Source organism: Pseudomonas sp. NPDC090201 (assembly GCF_044746825.1).
Classification (GTDB): Bacteria; Pseudomonadota; Gammaproteobacteria; order Pseudomonadales; family Pseudomonadaceae; genus Aquipseudomonas; species Aquipseudomonas putida_AD.
In genome coordinates this window covers 86,205-102,359 of the sequence record NZ_JBIVCX010000004.1, presented here as the reverse complement: position 1 = coordinate 102,359, position 16,155 = coordinate 86,205, and the positions used below count along the sequence as shown (strand labels likewise).

The window sequence follows — 16,155 nt, the reverse complement described above, 5'->3', positions numbered from 1 at the left end:
CAGAACAGCGTGATTCAATCGAGAAACAGAGGGGGCTTTGGCAGTTTCTGGTTGTCTACAGGCTCGTGCTGAATAACCAGGGTGGCGTGGGTCTTGGCGATGATGTCGTCAAGTTTCTTGCCTGACGTCATCGTTTGATCATGATCGTAATTCCAGACAGGCACTTGATGGCGTTCATGGTTTTCGGTGAAGTGCCACTGGTCACCAGAAAGAATGTAAGGGCCGGCTTTCTTTAAATTGAGCAGCAGTGCCATGCTGCCGGGCGTGTGCCCAGGAGTCTGGATCGTTTTCATGGTTCCGTCGCCGAAAAGGTCGACATCGCCATCAATGACCCGGACACGCTCCAGCTTGTCTCCCGAAAGATGCGCGCTGAACAGATCCGCCATGATGTAGTGCTCGGAAGCTTTTTTCGTATCCTTCATCGCTTCCAGCTCTGCGCGCTGGATGATCAACGTCGCGTTGGGAAAGTCATTCACTTGCCCGGAATGATCAAAATGAGCATGCGATACGGCGACGTATCTGATGTCGTCCGGACGCAGCCCCAGCTCAGCAATCTGATCGATCACGGTACGATTCAGCTTGGTCGTGAAGGAGCCTTCGGTCAGTGGACCTGCCAGATATTTCTCAGGCAACCCCGCATCCCACAGCATCCAGTCGCTGCCGTGCTTGATCAGATAGCAGGACATGACAATGTCGTACGACTGCCCTTTGTACAGGCCCGTATCGGACATCATCGATTTGTCACCAAGGGTCATCTGACCGCAATCGAGACGGTACATCTTGACCTCTGGAGTTGCCGCGAACGTATGCCCTGCGGCAAGCAGGAAAAGCGTGCCAGCCGTAAGTGTCGACAAGAAGCGATTCATCATTTATCTCCCGGATCTTCAGGATGTTGATCAGTCGTTGCTTGTCTCTCAGCATCCGGCAGACCGTAAATGGCTACCATCATCGCCTGGCATAGATGGATCTATACGTTCGTATGGGATTGGCTAGCTGGCTGAATACGGGGCGTAGAGGTTCACGCTAATTGCGAGGAGGCCGAAGCCTGCTTGGCCATTGCCAGCGGCTCCAGGGGAATATGGATCTGGATCAACGCCACCAGTTGGCTGATTTGATAAATACAGTCGGTCATGACATGCAGGCTGTTGTAATCGCCACTGATGACGGCGCGATCCATTAATCTTTTGGCCTGAGCTGAAAACGCCATCAAAGCATGTGTGCGTTGGATGATCTGATCGATGCAGGCTGCAAAACTCAATTCGTACCAGCGATCGTCCTGATCCAGCCTCAGCGCGTTGACGATCTGCCGTTGCAGTTGCATCGCGCCGCCCATGTCGCGAATCCGCTCATCGAGAAACGCCGAGCAATGGTCGGTGGCAACGCCAATGCGATGGAATAACTCCCGGACGTCGACAAAGCTCACATTGCGCAGTCTGATTTCCAGCCTGTGGACATACTGGTGCAACTGGACGGTGGTCGTCAGGTGTTGCTGTAGCAACTCCAGCAGTGCGATGCGTTCGCAGGTCTGGGCCGAATCCAGCGTGGCATGTCGGGTGGCCATAAGACCGAGAGAGTCGCTTGGCTGACGAGTGTTCCAACTGTTCATGACGAATGGCCCTCACAATCGATGTAAGCGTTGATCGAAATCTGGCGTGGGGAAAACGATAAGTCAGTTTGCTTCGGGCCTCACTCCTACCTGAATACAGCTCAGCTATACCTTGGTGTAAAAGGATTGCTGCCCAGCCTGCACGACGTTCGTCACTGAATTACAAAGCATCAGCGGAACACGCTGATGTGCTCGATCAACCAGTCAGATAATGAACGGGACGGTTTGCCGGTCATCTGCTCGACCGTCAAGGTGATCTCCGACAGCGCCGACTCGTGATACATCAAGTCCATACCGGTCAGAAGATCGGCCATCAGCACAGACGCGCCCTCGCTGAGCAATAGTGCGCGATGTTCGGTGGCAGAGCGCTGATGGTAAGCAACCGGCCGCTGCAGCAGGCGCGTGAGCTCGGCGGCAATTTCTTGCATCGTCCAGGCGCGAGGCCCTGTCAGGTGATAAGCCCGTTGGGAGCGCGTGCTGACCTCTTCGAGCAAGGCGACCCTCGTGGCCTGCGCGACATCCCGGGTGTCGATGAAGTTGACTGCTCCGTTGCCTGCCGATCCGCCCCAGGTTCCATTCGCCACCTGAGCCCCGGCGCGTTTGAGTACGTCAGCGAAGGCCGTGGGCCGTAGCACGGTAGATGCCACAGGCTGGATCGCCAGATGGGCCTCGATGCGCATGTGCCAGGCGAATGGGTTGAGCGGTGTCGCCGGCCCCATCGCCGAGAGCTTGACGATATGTGTCACGCCTGCCACGACAGCCGCGTCAATCAGTGCAGTTTCATTGCCGACCTGGCGGTCTGAAGTGCCATGTGCCAGGAACAGCGTGTCGACGCCATCAAGTGCCTGGGGCAGTGTGTCCGGCTGGTCGAAGTCAATGCTCGCCACGTCGACTCTGGATGGAAACCGGGTTTTGGCCGGCGTTCGCGTTAGAGCGAGGAGGTCGACAGGGTCGTTGATCAGACTATTGATTAACTGCGCACCGACCCGGCCGGTGGCGCCCGAAATGGCGATGCGAGGCGTGTGTGCGGCGCGGAGGTTGGACGGTGAAACAGTCATGGCGGCGATTTCCCAGGAGGAGGTCCGCCACATCGTGCCGTTGGGGATTTGAAAATAAAACGACGAAAAGCGTCGTGATTCCTGCCATGCGCCTGCTCGGATTTCAGTCGCGTACGGCCTCGATGTGAGGCCTGCGAGTGGGCGACATGCCCTGTACATACGCCATACCAAGGTGTGGGTTGCCTATGCGAACCGATAATGGCGCACCGCTCTCGCGCGCAAGATCATACGAACCAGTTCGAGCATTTTCCTTGCGCTGCCGTCTGGCGCCTTGATGACTCGGCACTGGCCATTTATCGGGGAATCCCATGAACACCGACATGTTGGAAAAAGTCGTTCTGATTCATACCCGCGAGTGTTTCTCCCACACCTGTGGGCACCTGATGCTGGAGTCGGTTGCACGTCTGAAAGCCTCCGATGGTTGTGTGTGCTGCCAACTGGATACCGCTGAGCGCCCTGTGGGGCGTTGGGCCATTCACTGCGCCTGGAATTCCATCGATGCGATGCGAGCCAGTTTCGAGTATCTGTTCCAACCTGCCTTCGACACGCTGATGGCCCATGACGCTTTGCTCTCCATACAAGTCTGCGACGCCGGCAGTGCTGGCGCTTCGCACAGCTGAACCTATCAATATTCCTGACCTTGGGTTGGGCACTGTTGGCGCCCACCCCTGATGACTTTCGTTTACGACCCAAGAGAGGTAACGACTGTGTCTGACACTCCCAACACACCATCGAGCTCACGCAGGCAGGTGCTCAAGGTCGGCGCGACGGCGCTGGCTGCAGGTTCACTTTCAGCTATGGTCATGGGCGCAACCAGCGCCCAGGCCGCCACGGCTGCGACTTCCAGACAAGGACATAACGACATGACGAGCTTCACCACCCCTGACGGCACGGAAATTTTCTACAAGGACTGGGGCACGGGCCAGCCGATCGTGTTTCATCATGGCTGGCCGCTCAGCGCCGATGACTGGGATGCGCAGATGCTGTTCTTCGTCTCCAAAGGCTATCGGGTCATTGCCCACGACCGTCGCGGTCATGGGCGCTCGACCCAGACCTCCACGGGCAACGACATGGACACTTACGCGGCAGACGTCGCTGCGCTGGTCACGCATCTCAAATTGAAGAATGCCGTACACATCGGTCACTCAACCGGTGGCGGCGAGGTAGCGCGCTACGTCGCTCAACATGGCGCGGGTCGGGTGGCCAAGGCGGTGTTGATTGGCGCTGTGCCGCCGATCATGGTCAAGTCGGCGAAGAACCCTGGCGGTCTGCCGATCGACGTCTTTGACGGGTTCCGGTCAGCACTCGCCGCCAACCGTGCGCAGTTTTACAAGGACGTGCCGGTGCCGTTCTATGGTTACAACCGGGAAGGCGCGAAGGTGTCCGAGGGCATCAAGGAAAACTGGTGGCGTCAGGGCATGATGGGCGGCGCCAAAGCCCACTACGACTGCATTAAGGCGTTTTCGGAAACTGACTTCACCGAGGACCTGAAAAAAATCACGGTGCCGGTGCTGGTCCTGCACGGCGATGACGACCAGATTGTCCCGATTGCTGACTCGGCGGAGCTTTCGATCAAGCTTTTGAAAAACGGCACGCTGAAAGTCTATAAAGGCTACCCACACGGCATGTGCACGACGCATCCGGAAATCATCAACGAGGATCTTCTGGCCTTTATCAAGGCCTGATGCGCAAGGCCCTTCATTGCCACACAGTGAAGGGCCCTTTGCCGTGGCCTGAACCGCTGTCGTCACAATGCGGGCAGCGTGAGAGTCACCTTGGCCCCCGTCTGGCCGTCATCCCTGTTCGCCAGTTGGATCAACCCGCCCGCAGCCTCCACGATTGAACGGCATATCGGCAGCCCCATGCCCATCCCGGTGGCCTTGGTGGTGAAGAAACTGTCGAACAGCCTGCCCTCCAGCCCCGGCGCGATGCCTGGGCCGCTGTCGAGTACCTGAAGCCTGATTTCACCGCTGGGCAGGTGTTCGCTGCGTATAGTCAGCTCCCTTGAAGGGGAATCGGCAGACGCCATTGCCTGTGCGGCATTCATCAGCAGGTTGACGATCACTTGTTGCAGCAGCACCCGGTCGGCGCGCACCGCCGGCAATGAGACCGCCAGGTCAGTGGTCAGCCGCACGGCATGCTTGCGCAGCTCGTGGTCGGTGAATTGCAGCGAGTCCTGGATGACGTCGTTGATCGCCACGTCTGATTCTTCGGCCGGTCGGCGCAGCGCCATGCCACGAATACGCGTGATGACGTCGTCGGTGCGCTGCGCCTCATCGACGATCTGCGTCAAGGCAATCTCCACTTCTTTCAAGTCAGGCTCGGGTCGCCGTAACCAGCGCAAAGCAGCCTGGGCATAGGTAGAAATGGACGTCAGGGGTTGATTGATCTCGTGGGTGATGGACGCGCTCAGTTCACCCAGGATCGAGATGCGTGCCACATGTGCAAGCTCCGTCTGCATGATCTCCAGGGCGTGGCGGGCTGCAGCCAGTTCAGACAGATCGATGATGCCGATCAGGATTACCCCGCGCGCGATGTTCTCCCTGGAAAAACAGGCCGTGAACAGGCACTCGAATTCTTTGCCTTCAAGGGTTCTCAGGCGCGTGACTTCGATGTTGTTGGGGTGCCCCGCGAGGGATTTGACAACGCAACGGGCGTACACCTGGATACTCTCGTCGGGCCAGTAACGGTCGATGTTTCCGAGCATCTCGCTACGATCACCGCGACCGAACAGGCGGATGCTGTGATCGTTCAGGTCCACCACCTGAGTGCTGCGCATGAAGTCGCGCACCACCTCGGGGTGAGCCAGAAAATGCGCCTCCAGGTTGCGCACCCCGGCGTCGAGCAGGGTGCGGATTTTGGGGCCGACAGCGGTGAAGTCCAGCTCCCAGAACGACGCCGCCATGGCTTGAAACAGGTTGCGATAGCGGTACTCGCTGGCCTTCAGATGCTGTTCGGTTTCTTTGGCCAGCGAGATGTCATAGCCGGTTTCCAGGATGCCTACGGGATGACCGGCAGCATCTCGACGCAGCGACCAGCGGGCATTCACTAATCGACGTGTCCCCGAGCCCGTAAGCCGGGAGAGCTCGCCTTCCCAGTAACCGTTTGCCATCAGCCGGTCATCCGCCGTGTCGTGCCCTTCGCGTTCGTGTCTGCATTTGAGCAGTGTCCGGGCGTGGGCGCCCAGCGCGGTGTGTGAGGGCCAGCCGTAGAGCGCGGCCGACGCCGAGTTCCAGAAGCAGATCTTGCCCTCCATGTCGCGCACGAACACGGCGTCATGGAAGCGCTCGAACACCTCGGCCTCCGCGCGCGTGATGGGTTGAGTCACCAGTCGGCCCTCCATGCACGTTCACTCACCCCTGCGACATGCGGCGAGGTGTTCATGGGCGTTGTTGAACAGGCCGGTCAGCCAGGGCACCGAGGCGCTCTGGAGTTCCCATCGCCAGAACCGCACGCAAGCGGACGTCCGCACGCATCATCCGGTCGTAGGCTTCCTGCGCCTGCTCAAGGGGGAAGGTCTCGACCATCGCCTCGATGCCCTGGAGGCTGGCGAAAGCCAGGGTCTGCTCGTTGTCGATTACGGTACCGGTCAGGGCACCGGTGACGGAGCGGGCGCCGAAAATCAGGTCCGTGGCGTTTACCGAGAGCGGTTCGCCGGGTACCGCGACCACCACCAGTTGGCCCCGTGCCGACAGGCCAGGGATGGTTTCTGCCATGCCTTGTGCGGTTGGCGCAGTACCGAGTACGACTTTGGCGCCACCCATTGAACGCAAGACTTCTGCGACGTTTTCTTCCGTGGCGTCGATGTAGCGATGAGCCCCCAGCGACAGCGCCATTTCGGCCTTGCTGGCGCCTCGGGCGATGACCACGGTGTGGAACCCCATCTTGCGGGCGAACTGCACACCCAGATGGCCAAGCCCACCCAGGCCATGAATCGCCACCACGTCACCGGCTTGCGCGCCGGAGTTGCGCAAAGCGTTGAAGGTGGTCAGGCCTGCGCAGAGCAGGGGAGCGGCCTGAACGGCGTCCAGCGCCTCAGGTACCCGCACCAGGCCCCGCGCTTCGGCGATCATGACCTCGGCGTAGCCACCGTCTACGGTCATGCCGCTGATCACCGGGTTCTGGCAGGTCACTGGATCACCCTGGCGGCACGACGGACAAGTGCCGTCTTCGCCCGCCAGAAAGCCCACACCCACTCGCTGGCCAAGAGTCCAGCCCTGTACGCCGGCGCCGATGGCGTCGATGCGTCCAACGACTTCATGCCCCGGCACACGAGGAAACGGTACGCCTGCGAAGCCTTCCACGGTTGCGCTGTCAGAGTGGCAGACGCCGCAGGCTTCAACCTGGATTCGCACCTGGCCGTGGCCGGGCTCCGTGATAGGGCGCTCCACCAGTTCCAGTTTGCCGGGGGCGGTCGCCACGACGGCGCGATACATTGTAGGGTTTGTCATAAGTCACCTTGGTCAGGAGGGTATCGAACAGGCACACCGCAGCGCTCGCGCCCGCTCGGAGCAGGACGTTTGTGGCGCGGCTCTGGCGAGAAGAGCAGTCCGTTGCTATCGATGAATCAGGGTGGGCCCGCGTTGCAGTGACGCGAACGCTGGCCCGGGCGATCAGAGGTCAGTCGTGGGCAGCCTCGACGAATGCGGCAATGTGCTTGGCCGCCGTGCGCGGGTATTGGAGCTGCGGGCCGTGGCCGGAACCGGGGAAGGTGACGATATGCAGCGTCGGCAACTTGTCGCTCAAGGCGTACCAGTTCTCGACGGGGAAGGCGATGTCGTGATCGGCACCTAGGTGCAACACGGGTACCTCGGTATTTTTCAAAACGTGCAACACGGCTTCGACCGGGAACACGGGGTTCTTGGGGCCTTCGCCCAGTTGCGCGGCGGCCCACTCGTAAGGGACTTCCGGGCTTGGGTCTTCGCGTCTGGACGCCAGCCGGCTCCATGAACGCTCAGCGGCGGCCCTGCTGGAGGGCGAGGCGGGTTCGAAGAACAGGCTGACAAAGTCTTCAAAGGTGTTGTCGCGCTTGGCCAGCTCGTAGAACAGCTGTTCCCCGGGCTTGGCCAGAAGGCCCGGAGGGGTGGTTGCGATCAGCACCAGATGGCTGACCAACTGGGGCGCCTGGGCGAGGACAATCTGTGCGGCGACGCCGCCGATCGACCAGCCTCCCAGGACCACCTTGCCTAACTTCAGGGCCGTGATCAGCTCGATGGTGTCCTTGGCCAGCGAGGCAGGGTTATATGTCCGCTCGCCGGTCGATCGCCCGAGGCCGCTGTAGTCGAAGACCGTGACTTGAAAGCCCTGCTGCGCCAGCCCGTCCAGAAACGCCGGGTCCCAGGACTCCATCGTTCCTCGAAACCGCACGCAGAGTACCAAGGCGGTGCCGTGTCCAAAAGTGCGATAGGCCAGGGTTCTGCCGCCCACTTCAAGGTAGTGGGTCGCTGCATGAGAACTTACGGAGTGTTCAGTCATTGCGGTGTGCTCGTTGTGATGGAATGTTAAACGACCGATGTGATCAACACGTCAACCAATAAAACATGGGTGTGATCATTGGACTGCCATTACAGCGATCACGGGCGCAAGGTGAATAGGACTCTCGTGCGTTTCGCTTAGTGCATAAAACTATTGGGTATGTGCATTTTTAGTTGGTCCACAGATCATCGCTACACCGGGATTGACAAGAGTAGGTCGAAGGGTTGTTACAGGCTGGCCTGTTCGCTTAGTTGCGCGTAGGATGCAACAGTAATCATCGCCCGATGACCTGTTTAATCCTCTTTTCGTGTCACCTGTGTCCGTTTTTATGTCGTTGGCTCATCGTGCATCGCGTTGACGGGAATTGAAACGACATTTAGGGTCATGTTTTCGGACATGACGCCGGACGGAGTGAAAATGCACAGAATCGGTTACTTCCTCACGGAAGGGTTTCAGGTCATGGCGCTGGGGACCCAGTCAGTGTTCGAATTTGCCAATGTGGTGGCCAAGGAACAGGTTTATCAGGTCACCAACTATTCGTTGACCGGCGGGGTGATCACCTCCTCGATCGGGGCGGCGGTCAACACCCTCAAGGCCAGCAGCGAGTCTCAGGCCGACACCTGGATGGTGTCCGGAATAGTGGATCCGCTGGCCCGCGACAGCACTGTTCAAGAGCTGGACTTCGTCAAGACCGCCGCCAGCCGCGCCCAGCGAGTCGGCGGGATGTGCACCGGCGCTTTCGTGCTGGCCGAGGCGGGGTTGCTCGAAGGTAAGCGCGTCACGACCCACTGGGCTTATGCCGGGGTGCTCCAGCAGCGCTTCCCGAACACTCTGGTCGAGCCGGACAGCATCTTCATCAATGACGGCTCCATCTGGACCTCCGCCGGCCTTTCGGCGGCGATGGACCTGGTGCTGGGAATGGTCGAAAAGGACCTGGGGCATGAGATTGCCAACCGCGTCGCGCGGGTTCTGGTCATGTATCACCGCCGCTCCGGGGGGCAGTCCCAGCATTCGGAAATGCTCAACATCGCGCCCCGTTCAGACCGGGTTCAGGCCGCGCTCGACCACGCCCGGGCCAACCTGACGGGCGATTTGAGCGCCGACGCCCTGGCGAAGATTGTCCACCTCAGCGAGCGGCAATTCAGGCGGGTTTTTCTCGCCGAAACCGGCTTGTCACCGGCCAAGGCGGTGGAGCAACTACGCCTTGAAACTGCCCGGAACATGATTCAGCGCGGGCACCATTCACTGGAAATCATCGCCAGGGAGACGGGATTTCGCGACCGGCGCCACCTGCGCGAGGTATTTATCCGCAAGTTGGGAGTGTCCCCGCAATCGCTCAGGCGTGATGCCAGGGACGGACAAGATTGCGCTTCATCCGCAAGCACTACCTAACCTTAGGTATGAATTGACCCGTTCACCCTGCGGGTACAAAGTTCACACCGACGTGTTGCCCGTAAGCCTAAGTAGCGTAGATGTTGATTATTGACGTCTGCGCTAATGTTTTGTCGTTGCAGGGTGCGCGTGAACTGTGACATCAACAGTGTCGCTAGATGGGGCGCAAGTCGCGAATTCGGCATACAGAAACGGGTGTTGGAAACAATCAACCCAGTCAACTTGAACCCTGTCGCCAGGGAGGCTGAATGTATCACTTAACTTCACCCAGCACCGCGCAAGTGAATGCGCCAGTTGTCTTGATTGTCGATGACGACTCGGTATTGAGCGGCTCGGTCGCCAGCCTTTTGAAGTCGGTCGGCTACGACACAAGGGCTTTTTCCGGCCCCGAGGACATGCTCGCCCATCCACTGGCACGAAAGGCAGGGTGCCTCATTCTGGACGTCAGGCTGCAGGGCAGCAGCGGTTTCGATTTGCAGCAGCGGTTGGCGGAGTCGGAGAACCGGGTGCCGATTATTTTCATGACCGGTCATGGCGACATCCCCATGTCTGTGCGAGCCATGAAGGCCGGTGCCGCCGATTTTCTTACCAAGCCATTCCGCTCTCAGGATCTGATCGACGCCGTGGCCGTTGCGGTGGCCAGCCACTCTGAGTTTGTCGAGAAACAGATTGAGATGGACGCCCTGCGCCAGCGCTTCGAATGCCTGACTCCTCGGGAGAAACAAGTCTTGGCGGGGGTGGTTAAGGGCCGGCTCAACAAGCAGATCGCAGGTGATCTGGCGGTCAGCGAGATCACGGTAAAACTGCACAGGGCCAACATGATGCGCAAACTAGGCGCCCGCAGCATCGCGGACGTGGTTCGGGCTGGCCATCAACTGGAGCTGTTGCAGTCTGGTTCGAAAAACTGACATCGCCCCATCAGGCGTACTCCATGCGCCCCCGCGAGGGGCGACTCTATCTGCTGCCCACCTGACTGACGTCGCAGACACGTCCCAAGGCTCGGTATCGCGACTTTTCAGGTGACTTCATGGCCCAGGACCAACGTTTGCCAACGATTCCCAGTGTGCCCGGCGTCAGCGTAATACAGGGCAGTGTGACGTTCTCCGGGCACTGGGACGGCACCTCGCTCGCCCAAGGGGTTACACAGAACGGCGCGAAGCGCACGCTCGAGAACCTGGCGCCCTGGCGGGTGAAAAAAGCCAAGGAGCTGATGGTCGATCTCATGGCTCAAGGGTGCTCGATAGAAGAGGTCGCCAATGCCTGTGCCATCTCGCGCAGTCATTTCTCCCGCGCTTTCAAGAACGCCACGGGGCTGGCGCCCCACGACTGGTTTCGACGAGAACAGATTCGCAAGGCCCAGGCGTTGCTGCGCACGCGAGAGCTGTCGATCTGTGTCGTGGCCCAGGAATGTGGGTTCTCGGACCAGTCTTATTTCACCCGGGTCTTCAGGCAGTTCAATGGAATCAGCCCCAGGCGCTGGCGGTTGCAGCATTGTGCGCAGGCGGCAGGCGTCTTCAGCGATGCATTCAACGAATGAGCGTCTGCCTCGCGGTCGCGGTCAACAGGCGGGCGTACGTGGCATCTCAATGCTCGTGTTCGTGGGCCCAGGATAATAAAAGTGAATAACGTCACCCGTATTTCGATTGTCGATGATGACACATCGTGTCGACTAGCCCTGAGCAGCCTGGTGCGCTCACTGGGTTATGTGCCTTGTCTGTTTTCATGTGCCGAAGCGTTTCTGGCCTCGAGCGAAATCGATAGCACCGATTGCCTCATTTCCGATGTGCACATGCCTGGCATCGACGGTCTGGAGCTGCAGCGCACGCTGATCAGCAGTGGCCGATCCATCCCGATCATCTTCATCACCGCTTACCCCAAAGAGTCGCTGCGCAAGCGGGCGCTGGCGGCTGGGGCCGTGTGCTTCCTGAACAAACCTTACAACGCGCAGACCATCATCGATTGCATCCAGCGCATCGTGCCTCGCGACTGAGCCGCGGGCTGCCCGAAATGGGGCAGTGCATGACTGACTATACGTTGGTTTAGTGCATCTGTTACTTGGGTTAATTGTCGGCTGTGGGCGTGCGCGGTTAGCCTGTTCACCAGCGTTCAAATAGCCCGGCGTGTGTTTCGTTTGGGGCTATATGTTTCCCGGGTGGGATTTAGATGGGCTTGAGAGCATCGGACAAAAAACTGAGCCGATCACACATAACGGCCCGCTTTCTTCGCCGTACCATTTGACTGACTCAATTATCGGATGCAGGACATCATGAAACATCAACCATCAGTTGTGAATGGGTTACTTTTACGCGTCAGTCGCCTGGATAAAATCGGTATCCACCTGATTCGCATAGGCGTCGCTATTATATTTCTATGGATTGGCGCATTGAAGTTCGTGCCCTATGAGGCCGATAGTATTACTCCGTTCGTGGCAAACAATCCGGTGATGTCCCTGCTCTATGCGCACCCGGACCAGTACAAGGAACACCTCACCCATGAAGGTCAGCTAGATCCGGCCAAGCGTGAATGGCAGGCCGCCAATCACACCTATGCGTTTTCCAACGGATTGGGGACGGTTGAAATCCTCATTGGTCTGCTGGTGCTGTCCTACCTCTTTTCTCGCAGGCTTGGCATGGTCGGGTCGGTACTGGCATTTCTGACCCCGTTGGTTACGTTATCTTTTCTCATAACGACTCCTGAAGCGTGGGTGCAAAGCATGGGGGATGCCGAGTTCGGGTTTCCTTATTTGTCGGGCGGCGGAAGATTGGTACTAAAAGATGTTCTGATGCTCGCTGGGGCAGTGGTCATGATTGCTGACTCTGCACGCCAGTTACTTGAGCAAAGAGCGACACCTGCTCTGATAACTACGCAAGAAATCTGACAGTCACACCATCTGTAGAGCGGGCTGCGATACATGTGAACTGCAGGAGTGCACAACTCAAACCGAAGCGGTCTTGAGTTCAATGTGCCCATCTGCAACTTGACAACAATTTTATGGGCATCAACTTTCATACCGAGGAGATCCAACCATGGCACGTTTTACTGCAATTGCGACCGATCAAGCCAGCGGCGCTACCGCTCAAGTGTACGCGGGTATCAAACAGACTCTGGGCAAAGTTCCCAATGCTTACGCTGCTTTGGGGACGTTAGCTCCACATGCGCTGACGGCGATGCTCTCGGCAGACAAGGTTCTGTCAAGCGGTCCGCTGAGCAAGGCGGATCAGGAAACCGTGAAACTGGTCATCAGCGAGTTGGCAGGTTGCGATTACTGTGTCGCCGCCCACAGCATGGTCGGCAAGATGGCAGGCCTGAGCCCGGAGACCCTGCGTCAGATTCGCCAGGGCAACGCCACCGGCGATGCCAAGCGTGATCTTCTGGTCAGCTTCGTACGCAGCCTCGCGCTCAAGCCCGGCACGTTGCCGGAAGAGGACGTCCAGGCACTGCAGGCCGCAGGCTACAGCGGCGAAGAAATCGTTCACATCGGGTTGGCGATCTCGGTGATCACCTTCACCAACGTGTTCAACCGTATCAACGACACGGTGGTCGATTTCCCCGTGCCTCAGTGACCTCTGACCCGGTGCTGTCATCGTCCAAAGGAGCTGCATCGTGAACCTTCTTGCCGAATTGAACGTTGCCGACCCCGATCTTGAAGCGGCGTGCCGAGCGTTTGCCGTACCCGAGCGGGTTTCTGCCTCGTGGAGTGAAGTGAGCTTTCTGGGTAAGGGATGGCAGGCGTCGCTGGACGTCGACGCGGAGCGCCTGGCTTTCTGGATGTATGGCAGCGGGCCGCTCATCCTGCTGATGCACGGCTGGTCCAGCCGAGGTTCACACCTGATGGGGTTTGTAAAACCACTGGTTGCCGCAGGGTTCTCCGTTGCCGTGTTCGATGCGCCGGGCCATGGCCACTCTGGTGCAGAGGTATCGAGCGTGATTCACGCGGGCAAGGCAGCACTGAAACTGGCAAAGCATCTGGGCGATGTTCATGGAGTTATCGGCCATTCCGCAGGCTCCACTGCTGCGCTATGGGCCTTGAACAACGGGTTGTCCGCCCGGCGAAGCGTTCACGTTTGCGGGCCCAGTTCGATGACTTCTGTCGTGCTGGGGATTGCACGTGCCCACTTTCTGGACGATCGGCAAACAGCCGCTTTCTCCAGCTGGGTGGAGGCGTTCATGGGAGCTACGCTGGCGTCTGTCGATCTTCCCGCGCTGGGTATGGGGCTCGGACATTCAGGCTTGATCATCCATGATCGCGATGACCGGGTCGTGCCGGTCGCGCAATCGCGGGCGCTGCAGAAGGCGTGGGTGCATTCGACTCTGGTTGAAACCCACGGGCTCGGCCATCGACGCATCCTTGCCGACAATGACGTCATCGGGCGTGCAGTCGAATTCATGAACCTGACCGATCACGTGCTCGAAAGGCAGGGCTGAGCCTTCGCCAGAATCTCTGCCTTGGGATCGGTTCCCAAGCACGCAGTAATCGTTCGCTCTTTTCCAGCTCCCGTGACAGTTGATCACCTCCGTCTACTTGGACGGATTCGCGGGAGCTGTTTTTTTCCGGCATATCATCACGCGAATCGAAAGTTTTAGATCCCCTGCGACGTGAGTACTCACTAGGGTGTGCTTCTGCACGCACTGGGTTCAATGCGCTAATGATCGAAAAACATGCGAGGGTGCTGAACCTTGGTCTCATCAGTGTCAGCTTCTGGCCGATAGCTGTCTCTCACATCGGCAAAGGATGATGCCTGGATCAGCTGAAGCATCAAGCCGCAAACTCAGATTTTTCCGAGCGCGTCCACCAACTCACCGACTCTGCGGCGTGAATCACCCTCAGAGCCATCGTGGATCACTTCGATGCGGTACTTAGTTGCTCATACTGATTCAGATACTTGAGGCATGTGCTCGTATTTTGAAAAATGAGCGCTGAAGGAATCACAGGATTCATGCACCTGACCCCCGCTCGACCAATAGAGCACTTCGCATCCCGCCGATTGGCAAATGCTCTTTACAATAGCCTAATGTGATGGCTATGTGATACCCTTGAGGGCTGGTGAGCCTTATCTGTTATCTCCAATAGAATCTATATTTAGGGTTGGACATTGGACGCACACGAGCTGTATAGCTTTCTTAGAGATCCGCAGCTGCTTGAGCTGATTGAACTAAATAAGATATCGAATAATATTTTCGACATTATCAAACTCGGTGAAAACCAGAATTCGAGCATGCTCGCGTGGTGCATGAATCCCAATGAAGGCCATGCGCAAGGTGATGCGGTGATACGTGACTTTCTAGAGGGCGCATACGCCGCCAGCGAGGGTTGCACCTACGATAATAAGAAATTTTTCGCCGAGTGGACGCCGGGACGAATCAGAACGACGAGCTTCGGTGCCGCATTCGTGACGCGCGAGCTGAGTATCAAAGTGGACGATGGTACTGCCAACGGTCGACTGGACCTTTTTTTGGTAGATCCTCAGAACAAAATCCTCATCGCTATAGAAAACAAGGTAAAAGCATCGCTTAGCTCTGCCCAGCTTGAGAAATATGTATTCGCAGTTAAAGCGCAGCTTTCCTCTCGAAAAGTTTTCTCTGAATACGATCTCGCGTTTGTCGTTCTTGACAAGGATCTAGAGGCTTATACGGAGGAACAGATTGGCGCATTAGGTAAGCGTTGGGCTTTAATGGACTATCAGTGGCTGGAACTATCCGCGAATCGAGCACGGCATAACCTTACTCGGGGAAATCAAGCAGCGCAAATGCTGGCTTCCTATTGTCAAAGTGTCACAAGTTGGGAGGACCCAGCGAGAAAGGAAATTGCCGAGATAATGGCAGATTTGGTGCTGTCTCACCCAACCGTAATAGAGTGTCTTCGTAAGCTCAACAATACCGCGATGGATCGCTGGGTCTCATCAGCACTGGAAGGGCATGAAGGTGAGTTGACTCTATTCTTGGCCCAGCACAAAGTAGTCTGCCAAAAATTAATGAGCGTCAAAGGTGTAGCCAGTATTCTGCCAAAGCTTAAAAAGGCGATGCCGTCTATGCCTGCGAATTGTATTCATGAGGGCAGTTATTGGTTTGTCATAAAACCTCCGTCGGCCCAGAGGATAGAGCGAGATGATCACTGGGCGATTTACATTGATCTATATCGTCTGAATCAAATTTCCACGGCTAAATCTCCAAAGTTCAACGTAAAGCTCGTTTGGGTAAAAAGCGCATTCGATCCCTCTACCTGCTCTGAACCGGCATTGCGAGATTTCTTTGAGCCTGAGTTCAAAGAGTTAGGCAAACGCGTCAGTTCAGATAGACGGCGTATCTTGCTAGCTGAGCATGTCACGCCCGCAGAAGCCATAACCGTGGCCGCAGAAACCATTGAGAGGGTTGAGCGACGAATCAAGGAGTTCCTTAAAGCCCCATGAGCGTCTTGAGTCGAATGTGGTAACCAATGCTTGGCTGTTTTTCGGTCAAAACTGGAGCCAGTTAGGCTCTAGCGGACCCAAGGGGTGTCCGCTATCGACCCAAAGCAGTCCCTCATGGAGCGCAGCTGTAGCCACAAGCGGCCGTTCGCGCATCATCCCTCGATGCCGAACGGCCTAATGCACACCTACAGAAGCGCCTGGCAGCGACATTAAGCAG

General features: G+C 57.7%; 16 protein-coding genes. 10 read left to right on the top strand and 6 right to left on the bottom strand.

What is annotated here, in order from left to right:
* Nucleotides 1-14: 14 nt before the first annotated feature.
* From ACIPOO_RS14525 to ACIPOO_RS14515, 3 genes are all read right to left on the bottom strand, one after another.
* Nucleotides 15-866 carry an N-acyl homoserine lactonase family protein gene (locus ACIPOO_RS14525; RefSeq protein ID WP_400608020.1) on the bottom strand — a complete coding sequence of 284 codons (852 nt, stop codon included), beginning with the start codon at nt 864-866 and terminating at the stop codon, nt 15-17.
* A 152-nt stretch (nt 867-1,018) separates the two neighbouring features.
* Nucleotides 1,019-1,606, bottom strand: a complete 588-nt coding sequence (locus ACIPOO_RS14520) for a hypothetical protein (protein ID WP_400608018.1) — start codon at nt 1,604-1,606, stop codon at nt 1,019-1,021.
* A gap of 170 nt (nt 1,607-1,776) precedes the next feature.
* Complete coding sequence (locus tag ACIPOO_RS14515) at nt 1,777-2,664, bottom strand: NAD(P)H-binding protein (RefSeq protein ID WP_400608015.1); 888 nt, start codon at nt 2,662-2,664, stop codon at nt 1,777-1,779.
* A 308-nt stretch (nt 2,665-2,972) separates the two neighbouring features.
* On the opposite strand from ACIPOO_RS14515, the gene ACIPOO_RS14510 reads away from it, so the two are divergent.
* Both ACIPOO_RS14510 and ACIPOO_RS14505 read left to right on the top strand, forming a co-directional pair.
* Nucleotides 2,973-3,284: a hypothetical protein gene (locus tag ACIPOO_RS14510; protein ID WP_400608013.1), complete on the top strand. Its 312-nt coding sequence runs from the start codon at nt 2,973-2,975 to the stop codon at nt 3,282-3,284.
* A gap of 243 nt (nt 3,285-3,527) precedes the next feature.
* The gene (locus ACIPOO_RS14505) at nt 3,528-4,349 is read left to right on the top strand and encodes an alpha/beta fold hydrolase (protein ID WP_400608010.1); all 822 of its coding nucleotides are present in this window, start codon (nt 3,528-3,530) and stop codon (nt 4,347-4,349) included.
* 62 nt (nt 4,350-4,411) lie between these two features.
* Here the strand turns inward: ACIPOO_RS14505 and ACIPOO_RS14500 are convergent, their stop codons facing one another.
* The 3 genes from ACIPOO_RS14500 to ACIPOO_RS14490 all read right to left on the bottom strand — a co-directional run bounded on the left by ACIPOO_RS14500 (nt 4,412) and on the right by ACIPOO_RS14490 (nt 8,139).
* Complete coding sequence (locus ACIPOO_RS14500; protein WP_400608007.1) at nt 4,412-5,992, bottom strand: ATP-binding protein; 1,581 nt, start codon at nt 5,990-5,992, stop codon at nt 4,412-4,414.
* 52 nt (nt 5,993-6,044) lie between these two features.
* Nucleotides 6,045-7,115 (bottom strand): alcohol dehydrogenase catalytic domain-containing protein, encoded by a 1,071-nt coding sequence (locus ACIPOO_RS14495; protein WP_400608004.1) that lies wholly within the window; start codon nt 7,113-7,115, stop codon nt 6,045-6,047.
* A gap of 169 nt (nt 7,116-7,284) precedes the next feature.
* Entirely contained in the window at nt 7,285-8,139 is an 855-nt protein-coding gene (locus ACIPOO_RS14490; RefSeq protein ID WP_400608001.1) for an alpha/beta fold hydrolase, read from the bottom strand.
* A 417-nt stretch (nt 8,140-8,556) separates the two neighbouring features.
* Between ACIPOO_RS14490 and ACIPOO_RS14485 the strand changes: the two genes are divergently transcribed.
* The 8 genes from ACIPOO_RS14485 to ACIPOO_RS14450 all read left to right on the top strand — a co-directional run bounded on the left by ACIPOO_RS14485 (nt 8,557) and on the right by ACIPOO_RS14450 (nt 15,938).
* Entirely contained in the window at nt 8,557-9,531 is a 975-nt protein-coding gene (locus ACIPOO_RS14485; protein WP_400607998.1) for a GlxA family transcriptional regulator, read from the top strand.
* 248 nt (nt 9,532-9,779) lie between these two features.
* Complete coding sequence (locus tag ACIPOO_RS14480; RefSeq protein WP_400607996.1) at nt 9,780-10,439, top strand: response regulator transcription factor; 660 nt, start codon at nt 9,780-9,782, stop codon at nt 10,437-10,439.
* 119 nt (nt 10,440-10,558) lie between these two features.
* Nucleotides 10,559-11,068 (top strand): helix-turn-helix domain-containing protein, encoded by a 510-nt coding sequence (locus ACIPOO_RS14475; RefSeq protein WP_400607993.1) that lies wholly within the window; start codon nt 10,559-10,561, stop codon nt 11,066-11,068.
* Nucleotides 11,069-11,149: 81 nt separating this feature from the next.
* Nucleotides 11,150-11,521, top strand: a complete 372-nt coding sequence (locus ACIPOO_RS14470; RefSeq protein ID WP_274130426.1) for a response regulator transcription factor — start codon at nt 11,150-11,152, stop codon at nt 11,519-11,521.
* Nucleotides 11,522-11,797: 276 nt separating this feature from the next.
* A complete protein-coding gene (gene rclC, locus ACIPOO_RS14465) occupies nt 11,798-12,409 on the top strand; it encodes a reactive chlorine resistance membrane protein RclC (protein ID WP_400607990.1) in 612 nt (203 codons plus the stop codon).
* Nucleotides 12,410-12,557: 148 nt separating this feature from the next.
* Nucleotides 12,558-13,094, top strand: coding sequence for a carboxymuconolactone decarboxylase family protein (locus tag ACIPOO_RS14460; RefSeq protein WP_400607987.1), 537 nt, complete (start codon nt 12,558-12,560; stop codon nt 13,092-13,094).
* Between the two features lie 40 nt (nt 13,095-13,134).
* Complete coding sequence (locus tag ACIPOO_RS14455) at nt 13,135-13,956, top strand: alpha/beta hydrolase (RefSeq protein WP_400607984.1); 822 nt, start codon at nt 13,135-13,137, stop codon at nt 13,954-13,956.
* Between the two features lie 668 nt (nt 13,957-14,624).
* Complete coding sequence (locus ACIPOO_RS14450; RefSeq protein WP_400607981.1) at nt 14,625-15,938, top strand: PD-(D/E)XK nuclease family protein; 1,314 nt, start codon at nt 14,625-14,627, stop codon at nt 15,936-15,938.
* Nucleotides 15,939-16,155: the final 217 nt, after the last annotated feature.